Raw genomic sequence first — 14,189 nt, 5'->3', positions numbered from 1 at the left:
GGTTAATTGAGAGAGGGCTAACCCACCTAGAACAATATTAGCAGTTCGAGGCGCACTCCAGAGAGGCATAATTGCAGACACTTTTGCAATTAACTGTTAACTCTACTGTAGACAGTACCCAAAAAATAGAAGAACTTGTTCAACAGATTGTAAGGTGATAACAAATCCGGTTTTCAAAACGCCCAAAAAGTGTATTGTGAAATTAAAAGGAAAAAGCTGAGTGAAATGAATGGTTGAACAACCATGCCAAAAAAAGTACATCTAGAAAAGCATTTGAGTGCAGAAGAACTGAAGCGGCGCTATATTCATGCATCAGAAGTAAAATCTAGAAGATGGCATCTGCTGTGGATGGTATGTAGTGGGTGGACTTTGAAGAAGGCAGCCGAGGCGATCGCTATCAACTATGACTATGCCAAAGAAATAATTCATAAATACAATAACCAAGGAATAGAGGCACTTCAAAATCGCCGGAAAATGGTACGTCGTCGTCACAAAAATGCATTATTAAATGCAGAAGCATTAGAAAAGTTACGACAAGCGTTCAAGAAGCGACCAGAAGATGGTGGAATTTGGACAGAGCCAAAGGTTGCGCGCTGGATTGAGCAAGAAACTGGACGTGAGAAAGTATGGGCACAACGGGGATGGGATTATCTCAAATGCCTAAACTATTCTCCACAAATACCAAGACCAAAACATTACAAAGACGATAAAAACGAACAGGAAGCCTTAAAAAAAAACTTAGTATTAGAGTAATGGAGCTACAACAAAAATATCCGGATGCAAAAGTCGAAGTTTGGTCATTTGATGAACATCGATTAGGGCTAAAACCGATTATGCGACGAGTTGGGCACCTCTAGGGAAAAGACCAATAGCCGTAGTGCAACATCGTTATGAGTGGCTATATTTATATGGTTATGTACAGCCACAGACTGCGGAAACTGAGTGGCATATTCTTCCCAGGGTTAACATCGATTTTTCTGTTACAAAAAGTCTAGTTCAAAAGCTAGTAAAGCAACTTAATGGAAATTCGCATTGTGTCGGATTAAATCCATAAACTCTTGACGAGTTCTCATATCTTCTGCAAACGCGCCGCGCATCGCACTAGTAACAGTCCAAGACCCTGGTTTCTGCACACCACGCATCACCATACACATATGAGTTGCTTCCACCACGACTGCTACTCCTTTGGGCTTAAGTAAACCTTGGAGAGCGTCAGCAATTTGCACAGTCAGGCGTTCTTGGACTTGCAAACGCCGTGCATACATTTCACAAACTCTAGCAATTTTGGATAAACCAATCACCTTACCATTGGGAATGTACGCGACGTGAGCACGACCAATTATCGGTAATATATGATGCTCACAGGAACTGAAAATATCGATGTCCCGAACTAATACCATTTCGTTGGCATCTTCTGTGAAAACTGCTCCATTTAGCAGTTCGTCTAATGATTCATCATAGCCCTTGGTCAAAAACTGCAAAGCTTTTACAACTCGTTTGGGTGTGTCTCTTAACCCTTCGCGATCAGGATTTTCTCCTAATCCAATCAGCAAAGTACGCACGGCTTGCATCATTTCTGCTTCCGTGACCTTTGGTAATTGCTGATTAGATAATGATGAAACTAATTGAGCAACAGAATTCATATCGGGACTAATCGATAGAGTCATTGTCTGTGTTTAATTGGTAAGGATGATGTTTTCAACACTCAAGAGCCACTAGTCAATCTTTAGACTAGTGACTCCGGACTATTGACTAAATGAGTAATTGCTTAACACTTCTTAATCATACCAAACATTCTTGCAGTTGTGAGTGAATTTGATCGGCTACCAATTTCTTACCGATGAAAACTAGTTGATTTTTCTGAGGATTATGCCATTCATCAGCGACTAAATTGTACCGAGGCCCACTGAGTTGAAATATATGGCGTAGCTCACTATCACTGAACCACAGAATGCCTTTAGCTCTAAAGACATTTTGCGGCATGTGCTCATTAATAAAGCTCTCAAATTTGTGGACATCAAAAGGGCGATCGCTCTGGAAAGACACAGACACAAAACCATCATTCTCTAAATGGTCAGAATGATGATGGTAATGGTGGTGCTCATCGTGATAGTGATGATCCCCGTGATGATCATGTTTAGACTTATGTGCATAATCGTTGATTGGTGTCAAGCCTACATCCAAAATCAAAGGTAATGGTACTTGTCCAAAATTACTATGTAAAATCTTCGCTCCGATTTTGATTTCATGGATATAATCTTCTAGTTCCGCTAATTTTTCTGAAGTTACTAAATCCGTTTTATTCAAAATAATAATATCTGCATAGGTCAATTGTTTTAAAGCTGCTTCACTCTGAAAATGTTCCTGGTTAAAAGTTTCAGCATCCACCACCGTCAAGATAGAATCAATGCTAGTTAAATCTCTTAATTCTGTACCCAAAAACGTTAAGATAATCGGCAGAGGGTCAGCAATTCCTGTAGTCTCAATTACCAAATAATCAATTCTGTCTTCTCTTTCCAAAACTCGATAAACAGCATCGACTAAACCATCATTAATTGTGCAACATATACAGCCGTTGCTTAGTTCCACCATGTCTTGGTCTACAGAAACTAGCAGTTGACTATCAATATTAATATCGCCAAATTCATTTACCAAAACAGCGACTTTCAAATCTTGTTTATTTTTGAGAATTTGATTCAGCAGAGTAGTTTTACCACTGCCTAAAAATCCTGTAATTATGGTTACAGGCATTCCCCGTTTGGGAATATCAAGCATCGCATCTGTTGTTGATGAAGTAAGTTGATTCATCACGTCTCCTTTAATAAATTAACGCTGATTTTGTACAGTAATATCCAATTTTGGATGAGAGGCGTTGCAATGCAACGCCTTGAAACTTCACTTCAACATCAAAGCTACTTCTTTGGCAAAGTAAGTCAAAATCAAATCAGCGCCAGCCCGTTTCATACTTGTAAGCGTTTCCAAAATGACTTGTTTTTCGTCTATCCACCCCATCTGGGCGGCAGCTTTAATCATGGCATATTCACCGCTGACGTTGTATGCGGCGACAGGTAGCTGTGTAGCATTGCGGACTTGATTGATGATATCTAGGTAAGCTAACGCCGGCTTCACCATGACGATATCTGCACCTTCAGCAATATCTAACTCAACTTCTTTTAAAGCTTCCCTTGCATTAGCTGCGTCCATTTGATAAGTCTTTTTGTCGCCAAATTTTGGTGCAGAATCCAAGGCATCACGAAAAGGCCCATAATAAGCAGAGGCGTATTTAGCGGAATATGCCAAAATTCCCACATCAATATAACCTGCCGCATCTAAGGCTTGGCGAATTGCTTTCACTCTACCATCCATCATGTCGGAAGGGGCGACAAAATTAGCACCTGCAGCGGCTTGAGAAACTGCCATTTTTACTAAAACTTCCACGGTGGGGTCGTTGAGGATAGTACCTTTTTCATCCACTAAACCATCGTGTCCGTGGGTGGTGAAGGGGTCAAGGGCGACATCGGTGATGACGATAATTTCTGGAATTGCTTGTTTAATGGCTTTGACTGTTTGCTGTACTAACCCATCAGGATTGTAACTTTCTGTACCATTGTCGTCTTTTTTCTGTTCAGAAATCACTGGGAAAAGAGCGATCGCATTAATTCCCAACTCAAACGCTGACGCAATTTCCTTCACCAACAAGTGTAGCGAAAATCGATAGCACCCAGGCATGGAGGCGATTTCTATTTTTTGCCCCTCTCCTTCCATCACAAACATCGGATAGATGAGGTCATCTACCGTCAGGTGATTCTCCCGCACCATTCGTCGCACGGTTGCGGTTCGACGCAGACGCCGAGGGCGTTGCGTCAGGTGCAGTGGTTGGTTTGTCAATGAAGTTTCCGGTGTCATCTGGCTTATATAAAAATGATAATCATTATTATATACTTTTACCTAGCTTGATTCAGGTGCGGGACGAAATCCTAGCGGTAAAACGATTTCTTGTCCATGAACTTACAGTTAAATTCTGTAGAGACGTTGCAACATAGCGTCTTATGAGAATTAGTGTCAGGCTTAAAAAATTGTTGGTTTTTTCTTAGTGTTTTGTCTTATGTATTCATAACTTAAGAGCAATATAGTGTGAGCGTCAACTTGATTTCAGTTCGGTTTCGGTGCAGTTTCCACCCAGTTCTGAAAGAAAATTATGACGCTAATTTTTGACAGTTTCAGTTTTTTCCGTTTACTTGCATATATCCCCGCCCAGAGTATATTTTATCTGTTACTTTGGGTAGTCTGTACTTTTACGGAATTGTTCCCAAAATCGGCTATTGCGGAATCACTTCCTGTCAATTGGAAAACACCAAAAAGCTTTGTTAAAAAAGATGCTGTTTGCCCACAAAATCTCGCACTAAATCACCAAATATCCAGTTTTGCTGGGATTTTAGCCACAGTATCTACATGGATAAATCAGCCCAATCAACACTTACGCTTCCTATTTGAAACCTTTGGGGCTGATGTTTTGGCTTTTGTTAATCGCAGTCCCTGGCCAAATATTCATGAGCAAGCCAAGTTAGCAAAAGTACCAATAATGATGTATCACGATATCTTGCCGCAAAAACAAGTATCGTTTGATGTAACTCCTGGAGAATTAGAACAGCACTTTCAACTAATTAAAGCTAGGGGCATTACTCCTATTAGTCTTGATCAGTTGATGACGCATTTGCAAACAGGATTACCACTACCAGCAAAACCAATATTGTTGACCTTTGATGATGGTTATGGTGGACATTATGAGTATGTTTATCCATTGCTGAAAAAATACGGTTATCCCGCTGTATTTTCGATTTATATCAAAGGAGTTGGTAACAATATCGGTAGAAGTCATGTTTCCTGGGAACAACTCAAGGAAATGGTTGCTAATCCGTTGGTGACGATCGCATCTCACAGTGTCACTCACCCGAATGATTTGACCAAAATACCTGATGAGCAACTACGCACAGAAGTTGCACTTTCTAAGCAGATTTTAGAAGCACAATTGGGTGTGAATATCCGCTACTTTACCTATCCTGTAGGTAAGTATGACGATCGCGTTGCTCGATGGGTGTCCGCAGCCGGCTATCAGCTAGCCTTGACGATGAGTGATACAGACGAAAAATTTGCAGGTGAGTCAGCGAGTTTATTAGCAGTTTCTCGTTTTGGACAATCGAGATTAAAAGATGCGGTAGCTCAAGCTTGGGGAGGCGCAAAACTACCACCTTGGAAAATAGATTTTGACTTCACTAGTCCAGTGCAGAAAACTGACACGACTATTGATCAAATTCCCTTAGTTTTCACTTCTGGAGGAAAACCAATTACCATTCATGCTTCCAAGCGCGATCAGCTTACAGAGATAGTAGCGAAGACAGGAAAAAATGCGATCGCTGCTGTGGATGGGGGCTTTTTTTCCTTGAAATCCCTCGATTCTAATGTGATGATTGGCCCGGTTTTCAGTCAAATCACCAACCAATTTATTCCTGGAAATCGCAGCGACAACCAAAAAACCACTGGTCGTCCTCTAGTTTTAATTAGTCCTCATACAGTCCGCTTTATCCCCTTCGACCCTAGTCAACACAACACTTTAGCAGGGATACGAGCACAAATGCCCGATGTCACAGATGCGTTTGTGGCGGCGGCTTGGTTAGTTAAAGATGGTCAACCCCAAGCAGCCAGCACATTTAACGGTTTGTATGGTTTTGAAGCGGCTCGTTATCGGGCTTTTTGGGGAATTAACCAAAACAGACAACCCACTCTGGGTGTCTCTCGTCAATCTGTAGATTCAGTTTCCCTAGGAATAGCGCTAGCTAAAGCTGGACTCAAAGATGCAGTTATGCTTGATTCCGGTCAGAGTACCTCTTTAGTTTATCAGGGTAAATCGCAAGTAGATTATGTCCCTCGTCCCGTACCTCATGCTGTAGCTTTGGTATCTTCGGCCTCGATGAGTGACGCTAATTGCATTTGGGCAACTTATAAAATAAAAAACCAGGGAACTTAAGCGTTACCTGGTTCATCGATTCTTATATCAAGATGGCAATTCCTTTAGGGGCATGGTATAATGCCCCTATTGATTTTGATGGAAATTAGACCGTAGCTGCTGATTTGGTGATCACATTCAATTCGCCTTTAGCATACTTAGCAGCGAAATCTTCGAGAGAAATCTGCTTAATCTTGCTAGCGTTACCAGCAGTACCAAATTGGTCATAGCGTTCTGCACAAACCTTCTGCATGTATTTGATGGAAGGCTTGAGGAAGTGACGGGGGTCGAATTCTTTGGGATTTTTTGCCAAAGCTTCCCGCACCGCAGCAGTGATTGCCAAACGGTTGTCGGTGTCAATATTCACTTTCCGCACACCGCTCTTGATACCTTTTTGGATTTCCTCCACTGGTACACCGTAGGTTTCAGGAATTGCACCACCATATTCGTTGATTAGTGCAATCAAATCTTCAGGTACAGAAGAAGAACCGTGCATTACCAAGTGAGTGTTAGGCAAGCGGCGGTGAATTTCTTCAATGCGGCTGATTGCCAAGATTTCACCAGTAGGCTTGCGGGTGAACTTGTAAGCACCGTGGCTGGTACCAATCGCCACAGCCAAAGCATCTACTTGAGTTGCTTCTACGAAGTTAACAGCTTCATCAGGGTCGGTGAGTAATTGGGAGTGGTCGAGTGTACCCTCAAAACCGTGACCGTCTTCAGCTTCACCAGCACCTGTTTCTAGAGAACCCAAACAACCGAGTTCGCCTTCCACGCTGACGCCCAGAGCATGAGCTACGTTGACAACTTCTCGGGTGACACTGACGTTGTACTCGAAACTAGCAGGAGTCTTAGCATCAGCTTCTAAAGAACCATCCATCATGACGCTGGTGAAGTTGTTCTTGATTGCTGAGTAGCACGTAGAAGGAGCATTACCATGATCTTGGTGCATGGTGATGGGAATTTGGGGATAGGTTTCTACCGCTGCCAAAATCAGGTGGCGCAGAAAGTTTTCTCCAGCATAATTACGAGCGCCACGAGAAGCTTGCAAAATTACGGGGCTATCTGTCTCGGCAGCAGCCTTCATAATCGCTTGAATCTGCTCTAAATTGTTAACGTTGAAAGCTGGAATGCCGTAACCGTTTTCAGCCGCGTGATCTAACAACAGCCGCAATGGTACAAGCGCCATAGATAGTCCTCCTAATGTGGTTATCAGCTAGTGTCTGTGTGAGAGCAGCGTAATTTTTACCTTATTGTAATTGTTACGCTAAATCTTAAGAGTTTTTTCAACATATAGGAAATTATAACTAGTGTTGTGTGCTTATGTTGAAAAAGTTTGCGGCATCATTCATCAATATGTCCTACACTCATTCTCGGCGACTGTGCGATCGCTCACTCTCGGTTGATTGTCTTTGGTAGCTTGGTATCCTAAACAATATCCCTCGCTCGATTTTGCTTGACCATTGGTCAAACGCCCAAAGCGACTGTTGGTGTAGCAGCTTCGTTAGTACGCAGCCAATTTATTAGATGGCTGTGATTCAGACTGATGCTCAATTTTGGGATTTTCTATTGAATGTCACTAAGTGATAGATTATGGCCAATTGCTGTTTTTAGCAGTTAATTTCTGATTTGATGATTTTGATATCGGGCGATAGCTAAAGCCGTTGACGTTCTACAAGCAGGTGCGAGCAGCTATAAAAAGATTGAGACATTATATCCTCCTTCAATTTTTGAAGTCATACCAAATCCGTGTTAAAAACCCCCTTTATAAAGCACTGACAGAAGTCCACCAGTGATAGTTATTCAGAGGGAACTCTTAACTCTTAACAGGCAACAGGGAAACCCACCTTTAAAAAGGGTGGGATTGAAACAAGGACGCTGTTTTTCTTCTCTGCGAGACGCTACGCGAACGCGCTTCGCGGACTCGAAAAACGTCTTTTTTTTTACTGGGCTTTATACTCAGAACTAAAGTTTTAATTGATACTCCTAAACTTCTGCCTTCTGCCCTCTGCCCTCTGCCTTTCTTGTAAGAGCGGAAATTTCTGACTTCATTTGAGCTAAAATACAACAGCGTTGTGCCAAAACTTTCTCCAACTGCTCAAGACTATCAAAATGCTCGTTGACTAAAGCCTCATCAACAAGCGCCCATAATCGCTCTGCTGGTTGCAATTCTGGAGAATAGGGAGGTAATGGTTCTCAATAAATTCCTTCGGGAATGACAACTTTTTCACTCATATGCCACCCTGCTCGCTCAATAACAAGAACTACAATTTTTTCTTTTCCTGCACCAATAGATTTGGCAAATTCAGCCAAAGAAAGATTGAACCAATCGATGTTAACCCTGGGAAGAATATGCCACTCAGTTTCCGCAGTCTGTGGCTGTACATAACCATATAAATATAGCCACTCATAACGATGTTGCACTACGGCTATTGGTCTTTTCCCTAGAGGTGCCCAACTCGTCGCATAATCGGTTTTAGCCCTAATCGATGTTCATCAAATGACCAAACTTCGACTTTTGCATCCGGATATTTTTGTTGTAGCTCCATTACTCTAATACTAAGTTTTTTTAAGGCTTCCTGTTCGTTTTTATCGTCTTTGTAATGTTTTGGTCTTGGTATTTGTGGAGAATAGTTTAGGCGTTTGAGATAATCCCATCCCCGTTGTGCCCATACTTTCTCACGTCCAGTTTCTTGCTCAATCCAGCGCGCAACCTTTGGCTCTGTCCAAATTCCACCATCTTCTGGTCGCTTCTTGAACGCTTGTCGTAACTTTTCTAATGCTTCTGCATTTAATAATGCATTTTTGTGACGACGACGTACCATTTTCCGGCGATTTTGAAGTGCCTCTATTCCTTGGTTATTGTATTTATGAATTATTTCTTTGGCATAGTCATAGTTGATAGCGATCGCCTCGGCTGCCTTCTTCAAAGTCCACCCACTACATACCATCCACAGCAGATGCCATCTTCTAGATTTTACTTCTGATGCATGAATATAGCGCCGCTTCAGTTCTTCTGCACTCAAATGCTTTTCTAGATGTACTTTTTTTGGCATGGTTGTTCAACCATTCATTTCACTCAGCTTTTTCCTTTTAATTTCACAATACACTTTTTGGGCGTTTTGAAAACCGGATTTGTTATCACGCAGCTGGTTGTTTCAATCCCTAATAGGGATTCATGTTAATTGGAACTTGGCGGCATTTTTCTTCCTTTCCTGGTGCTGCTGTTTCAATCCCTAATAGGGATTCATGTTAATTGGAACCTGCTATCACTTACGACAGTAATGATTTTGTGATGGGTTTCAATCCCTAATAGGGATTCATGTTAATTGGAACTTTAAAGAAAAAAGTTTTGGAATGGTTGGAAAATTTCGGGTTTCAATCCCTAATAGGGATTCATGTTAATTGGAACCAATAGCCAACGATACTAGATAGCGTACTCCAGTAGTTTCAATCCCTAATAGGGATTCATGTTAATTGGAACTTTGTGGATGATTGTAATAGCACCATTCAAGGTATAGTTTCAATCCCTAATAGGGATTCATGTTAATTGGAACGTTTTTCCTCCCAGGGCTAAAGCTACTGGGTTTCCAGTTTCAATCCCTAATAGGGATTCATGTTAATTGGAACCTGGTATCCCAGCCATTGAAGCCAAGCAGCCATGCGTTTCAATCCCTAATAGGGATTCATGTTAATTGGAACAACATCACCGATACTTACAATGTAGGATTAGATGGTTTCAATCCCTAATAGGGATTCATGTTAATTGGAACTTCGTTATCGATATTTGCGGCTCGATAACTTGTGTTTCAATCCCTAATAGGGATTCATGTTAATTGGAACTATAAGCAGGAACGAACTACTAAATCGAATTGAGAAGTTTCAATCCCTAATAGGGATTCATGTTAATTGGAACTTTCTAGGATTTTACATAAAAAAGTTCCACATTGTTTGTTTCAATCCCTAATAGGGATTCATGTTAATTGGAACGCAACTACCAAAAAAGGCACAGACCTCCCTGCTCGTTTCAATCCCTAATAGGGATTCATGTTAATTGGAACCAGCACAGATACGAACCATCAGAATTAAGGCTTGTTTGTTTCAATCCCTAATAGGGATTCATGTTAATTGGAACCCAAAGTTCACATCTTTGGCTGTACTTGGTACAGTTTCAATCCCTAATAGGGATTCATGTTAATTGGAACCTGCTTCCTGTCGCCACCAAAGCCTAGTATTTTGTTTCAATCCCTAATAGGGATTCATGTTAATTGGAACATATATAAGGTGCGATCGCCCGATGCCATCCCCCAGGTTTCAATCCCTAATAGGGATTCATGTTAATTGGAACATATTATGCCATGTTTACGCGACAAATGCCATGTAGTTTCAATCCCTAATAGGGATTCATGTTAATTGGAACACGGGTTTGAAAATTTTCAGCTAACTTATGGTTTTTCGTCAGTTGTTTCAATCCCTAATAGGGATTCATGTTAATTGGAACCCCTGATGATTCTCTTGTAGAGTCAAAGCCAAAAGTGGAAGTTTCAATCCCTAATAGGGATTCATGTTAATTGGAACATACCATATACTGTCGAGTCCGAATATTACCCAGTTTCAATCCCTAATAGGGATTCATGTTAATTGGAACACCAATACTATCAACAATACTTTGTGTAATCCGAGTTTCAATCCCTAATAGGGATTCATGTTAATTGGAACCATTGAGATTTATCCCTACCCCTACCCCAAGCGAGGTTTCAATCCCTAATAGGGATTCATGTTAATTGGAACCCGATGGGGATAATTTGGAATGCTCTGATACTGCTAGAGAGTTTCAATCCCTAATAGGGATTCATGTTAATTGGAACTTGATTGGGGTGCTGTCGGCAATCAAGGCAGAAAGCTGTTTCAATCCCTAATAGGGATTCATGTTAATTGGAACGGTTATTAGTTGATATCTGCAATTGGGTATTCCGTTTCAATCCCTAATAGGGATTCATGTTAATTGGAACAAAAGTTTCTATTTGGCTAATGCAGAGTTGAATGTTTCAATCCCTAATAGGGATTCATGTTAATTGGAACTTTATAATCGTGCAGCACAAACAGTTACAGATGAGTTTCAATCCCTAATAGGGATTCATGTTAATTGGAACTATAAACTCTGGGTAAGTTACTCGGAAATTTTTTGTTTCAATCCCTAATAGGGATTCATGTTAATTGGAACTGAATCAGCAACTTGATAATAATGTGTTTCTATTGGTGTTTCAATCCCTAATAGGGATTCATGTTAATTGGAACAAAAAAATTCTTTATTATTTCTGCGCTCTTTAGAGTTTCAATCCCTAATAGGGATTCATGTTAATTGGAACAAGGATTTGAGGGGCAATCACGATTACAAAGAGAAAGATCAGTTTCAATCCCTAATAGGGATTCATGTTAATTGGAACCAGTATACCCACTTCAAAGCTGAGTCGCGCAACAAATTTCGTTTCAATCCCTAATAGGGATTCATGTTAATTGGAACTGCTGCTTGCTCATCTTCAGGGCGATCGCCTACTGTTTCAATCCCTAATAGGGATTCATGTTAATTGGAACACAAAATCACTGGTGATGTGGGTGTCGCCCACTGCTGGGTTTCAATCCCTAATAGGGATTCATGTTAATTGGAACATATCAGCCAAGACATTACTCTACAATTCTTTGATGTTTCAATCCCTAATAGGGATTCATGTTAATTGGAACAGCCCGGAGTTGGAAGCATTGATATATTTGGTTTTCAAGGTGCTGTTGCGTCAATCTGCAATCAAGGTAGCTTTTCAGGTGTTGGGTTGTCAAGAGGGATGGAGAGAAAATAGCCCCAAAACCTTGTGTAGTTGGGCTTTGGAAAATGGCGTCAACCTCGAAACTGGCGTAAAAGGGTTCAAAACTGTCGTGGGTAAGCTTTTGGGGTGCTAAATTTTTCTCCATTGTTTCCACACCTACTGGTTGACGCCATTCGAGTCTAGAACGGTCTGTGAATAGAGGATGGGAAAAATTAGCGACTGGAGGAGAGCAGGTATGATCACGGGAAATCATTCAAGTTTTGTTGAATTTTGAATATCAAACGTACCTCTGGGTAAATTCATACATCAAATCGACTCTTCCTTTACGTAACATTGCTGGATCTAGTCTTTCTGTGGTGTTACAAGTCATCAAGACCACTAAACGCTGCTTGATCTGAATCCCTGATTCGTCAATGACACTTTGATATAAGGTACCATCGAGGAGACTGAGAATATGCTCTGTTCTGTTGTTATATTGTGCGACTTCGTAAGCACGATTTTGAGCTAGATTATCAGCTTCATTGATAATGATGCAAATTCGTTCTAAATATGTGGGTGGCACAAAGTTAGTGATGGCATCATGATCTAAAATGAAAATCACATATCCTAAAGCGACAAGAATTTCTTTCGCTACTGCCTGAGTCCATGCTGTTTTACCTGTTCCTGGTTCACCGTGAACGACGACGGCTAGTTGGTTTTGATTGAGAATTGCTTGCTGTACTGTGTCGGTAAAGCTTTGAATATCTGCGGGAAAAGTGCGGATGGGAAATTGACTGTGAACTTTACCTACCCGGCTTTGATATCCACTCAGCATGACTGCTAAATCATATGTTCCTTTGTTGATTAGTGGGGCGAGATTTTTGGCCATTAAAGTATATTGTCGCCGCCCGCGATCGTAGGGATCAATTTGCAGCCAAACGTCATGTTTAGCCCAGTAAGCATAAACAGTATTAATTACTTCTAAGCGTTCCCAATTGACAAACTTCTCTGCTGGAAAATAAAAGTCTCTTTCAGAATAATACTGTGTAATGATATCGGGACGTTCTAATAATTTTAAAACCCGTAAAACGGTAATTTCTTGCAGTCGATTTAAGACATATTCAATGGGGATACTATTACGGCTGACAAATTGTGTAATAGGAGTTTCTGTACCCAAAACGTCTTTGTAGCGGTTGTCCGGTGTCAGTGGATCGGGTGTAATATAGTTCCAATATTTCTCCAATTCACCACGAGTATAGTCGGAAGCTACATTCAATAAATTTGCCCACCAGCTATAATCTCTTCTACCTAAAGCATCAGCGTAATAACTGGCGAGATTAATAGTTTTTTGGCTTAATTCGCGGGTGTCGTGAAATAGAATTTGACCAAAAAATCTCCAATCAAAATCACGATTGAATGGCCGCCAGCCGCTTGTAAGTAAACTTTGACGGTTATTATTTGCAGCAGTACCTTCGTTATTTCTAAAATTATCAAAATTCATATTTTTGGTGCTGTGGCGGTGGTTGAGTTATTGTATTCTGAAGGATGTAGACGCCTGTAAGGCGGCTTGCCGCAGGCTAGGATGAAGTATGAAGTATGAAGTATGAAGTATGAAGGATGAAGGATAAAGGATGAAGCTGACAACAAGATTGAGCTAGGTGTCAGTGCGATCGCTTTTGATGTTCAAGATGGTACTTTGTTTTACCCAAGTCTGTAATTAAAGAGATTGGCTGAAAGTTTTTCCGTAATATAGTCTACTTATTTGTTGTTTGCCAGAGTATTGTTATTTGTGAGGCTGCCACATTGAAGTCAGTAACCGTATAAGTAATTTTGCGTAATTTTATAGTTAAACAATGAATAATTGTGTACCACTATGAAGTGAGGAGAAAATTGATTACTTACATAATACTTTGATACTACAAAAAGTGTCAAGATAAAATCCCAAGATTTTGCGTACACCATATGCTAAAAAATTACTTATAAACTATTCATATATAAAGTTATTTTAAAGTTCGAGGAAAAAAAATCTGTAATTTTGCTTATAATCGAGGGGTGTCTGCTGAAGCTATCAGGTGCAAGCTTTCTACCATCAAGGCATGTTGTGTGCGTAGTCGTGATCAACTCAATGAAAGCCAAAGGAGTCGAAAAAGGGCTGAAGTATGAAATATATGGACGTAAAGCAGCTTGTTTTGGGCTAGCCGGAAATTCTCTTATGGATTCCGAGATTCGGCTTTGACTGAGAAAAACTCATATTTTCTACGCGCTAGGGTTGGCATATGTACAGATTCTTTTTATCCTGAAAAGACAGGCAAGCCACTTTACAGGTGTCTACATCCTGAAAATTTTTGTAGTCAATCCTGAATAGGCGCTATTCGCTAACAATCTCA

The 14,189-nt window shown here is 40.7% G+C and carries 10 protein-coding genes and 1 CRISPR repeat array; of the genes, 3 read left to right on the top strand and 7 right to left on the bottom strand.

All coding sequences use genetic code 11. The features are described from left to right. Positions 1-243: 243 nt before the first annotated feature. Entirely contained in the window at positions 244-753 is a 510-nt protein-coding gene (locus MIC7126_RS0114085) for a winged helix-turn-helix domain-containing protein (RefSeq protein ID WP_017653801.1), read from the top strand. A 263-nt stretch (positions 754-1,016) separates the two neighbouring features. On the opposite strand, the gene folE is transcribed toward MIC7126_RS0114085, so the two are convergent. The 3 genes from folE to hemB all read right to left on the bottom strand — a co-directional run bounded on the left by folE (position 1,017) and on the right by hemB (position 3,906). Then, on the bottom strand, positions 1,017-1,667 hold the full coding sequence (folE, locus tag MIC7126_RS0114080) for a GTP cyclohydrolase I FolE (protein ID WP_017653800.1): 651 nt from the start codon (positions 1,665-1,667) through the stop codon (positions 1,017-1,019). A 115-nt stretch (positions 1,668-1,782) separates the two neighbouring features. Then, a complete protein-coding gene (locus tag MIC7126_RS0114075; RefSeq protein WP_017653799.1) occupies positions 1,783-2,808 on the bottom strand; it encodes a CobW family GTP-binding protein in 1,026 nt (341 codons plus the stop codon). 87 nt (positions 2,809-2,895) lie between these two features. Then, a complete protein-coding gene (gene hemB, locus MIC7126_RS0114070) occupies positions 2,896-3,906 on the bottom strand; it encodes a porphobilinogen synthase (protein WP_026100256.1) in 1,011 nt (336 codons plus the stop codon). A gap of 292 nt (positions 3,907-4,198) precedes the next feature. On the opposite strand from hemB, the gene MIC7126_RS0114065 reads away from it, so the two are divergent. Beyond that, positions 4,199-6,025 (top strand): polysaccharide deacetylase family protein, encoded by a 1,827-nt coding sequence (locus MIC7126_RS0114065; RefSeq protein WP_017653797.1) that lies wholly within the window; start codon positions 4,199-4,201, stop codon positions 6,023-6,025. Between the two features lie 85 nt (positions 6,026-6,110). On the opposite strand, the gene fba is transcribed toward MIC7126_RS0114065, so the two are convergent. The 3 genes from fba to MIC7126_RS31690 form a co-directional block, all read right to left on the bottom strand. Continuing rightward, complete coding sequence (fba, locus tag MIC7126_RS0114060) at positions 6,111-7,190, bottom strand: class II fructose-bisphosphate aldolase (protein ID WP_017653796.1); 1,080 nt, start codon at positions 7,188-7,190, stop codon at positions 6,111-6,113. A 1,007-nt stretch (positions 7,191-8,197) separates the two neighbouring features. Next, the gene (locus tag MIC7126_RS31695) at positions 8,198-8,425 is read right to left on the bottom strand and encodes a hypothetical protein (protein ID WP_017653794.1); all 228 of its coding nucleotides are present in this window, start codon (positions 8,423-8,425) and stop codon (positions 8,198-8,200) included. Positions 8,426-8,445: 20 nt separating this feature from the next. Continuing rightward, entirely contained in the window at positions 8,446-9,057 is a 612-nt protein-coding gene (locus MIC7126_RS31690) for a winged helix-turn-helix domain-containing protein (RefSeq protein ID WP_017653793.1), read from the bottom strand. Positions 9,058-9,156: 99 nt separating this feature from the next. Continuing rightward, positions 9,157-11,743: direct repeats of the CRISPR family, unit length 37 nt; unit sequence GTTTCAATCCCTAATAGGGATTCATGTTAATTGGAAC. Between the two features lie 9 nt (positions 11,744-11,752). Here MIC7126_RS31690 and MIC7126_RS30465 point away from each other — a divergent pair. Then, positions 11,753-11,956, top strand: coding sequence for a hypothetical protein (locus MIC7126_RS30465; RefSeq protein WP_154655896.1), 204 nt, complete (start codon positions 11,753-11,755; stop codon positions 11,954-11,956). 144 nt (positions 11,957-12,100) lie between these two features. Here the strand turns inward: MIC7126_RS30465 and MIC7126_RS0114035 are convergent, their stop codons facing one another. Further along, positions 12,101-13,303, bottom strand: a complete 1,203-nt coding sequence (locus MIC7126_RS0114035) for an AAA family ATPase (protein ID WP_017653792.1) — start codon at positions 13,301-13,303, stop codon at positions 12,101-12,103. Positions 13,304-14,189: the final 886 nt, after the last annotated feature.

This window comes from Fortiea contorta PCC 7126 (genome assembly GCF_000332295.1).
Lineage (GTDB): Bacteria > Cyanobacteriota > Cyanobacteriia > Cyanobacteriales > Nostocaceae > Fortiea > Fortiea contorta.
This window is presented reverse-complemented; position numbering and strand designations above follow the sequence as displayed.

Excerpts from the sequence above, each read along its gene's own strand:
- hemB (WP_026100256.1), bottom strand. The coding sequence starts at position 3,906 with ATGACACCGGAAACTTCATTGACAAACCAACCACTGCACCTGACGCAA.
- MIC7126_RS31690 (WP_017653793.1), bottom strand. The coding sequence starts at position 9,057 with ATGCCAAAAAAAGTACATCTAGAAAAGCATTTGAGTGCAGAAGAACTG.
- MIC7126_RS0114085 (WP_017653801.1), top strand. The coding sequence starts at position 244 with ATGCCAAAAAAAGTACATCTAGAAAAGCATTTGAGTGCAGAAGAACTG.
- MIC7126_RS0114035 (WP_017653792.1), bottom strand. The coding sequence starts at position 13,303 with ATGAATTTTGATAATTTTAGAAATAACGAAGGTACTGCTGCAAATAAT.
- fba (WP_017653796.1), bottom strand. The coding sequence starts at position 7,190 with ATGGCGCTTGTACCATTGCGGCTGTTGTTAGATCACGCGGCTGAAAAC.
- MIC7126_RS0114075 (WP_017653799.1), bottom strand. The coding sequence starts at position 2,808 with ATGAATCAACTTACTTCATCAACAACAGATGCGATGCTTGATATTCCC.
- MIC7126_RS0114065 (WP_017653797.1), top strand. The coding sequence starts at position 4,199 with ATGACGCTAATTTTTGACAGTTTCAGTTTTTTCCGTTTACTTGCATAT.
- folE (WP_017653800.1), bottom strand. The coding sequence starts at position 1,667 with ATGACTCTATCGATTAGTCCCGATATGAATTCTGTTGCTCAATTAGTT.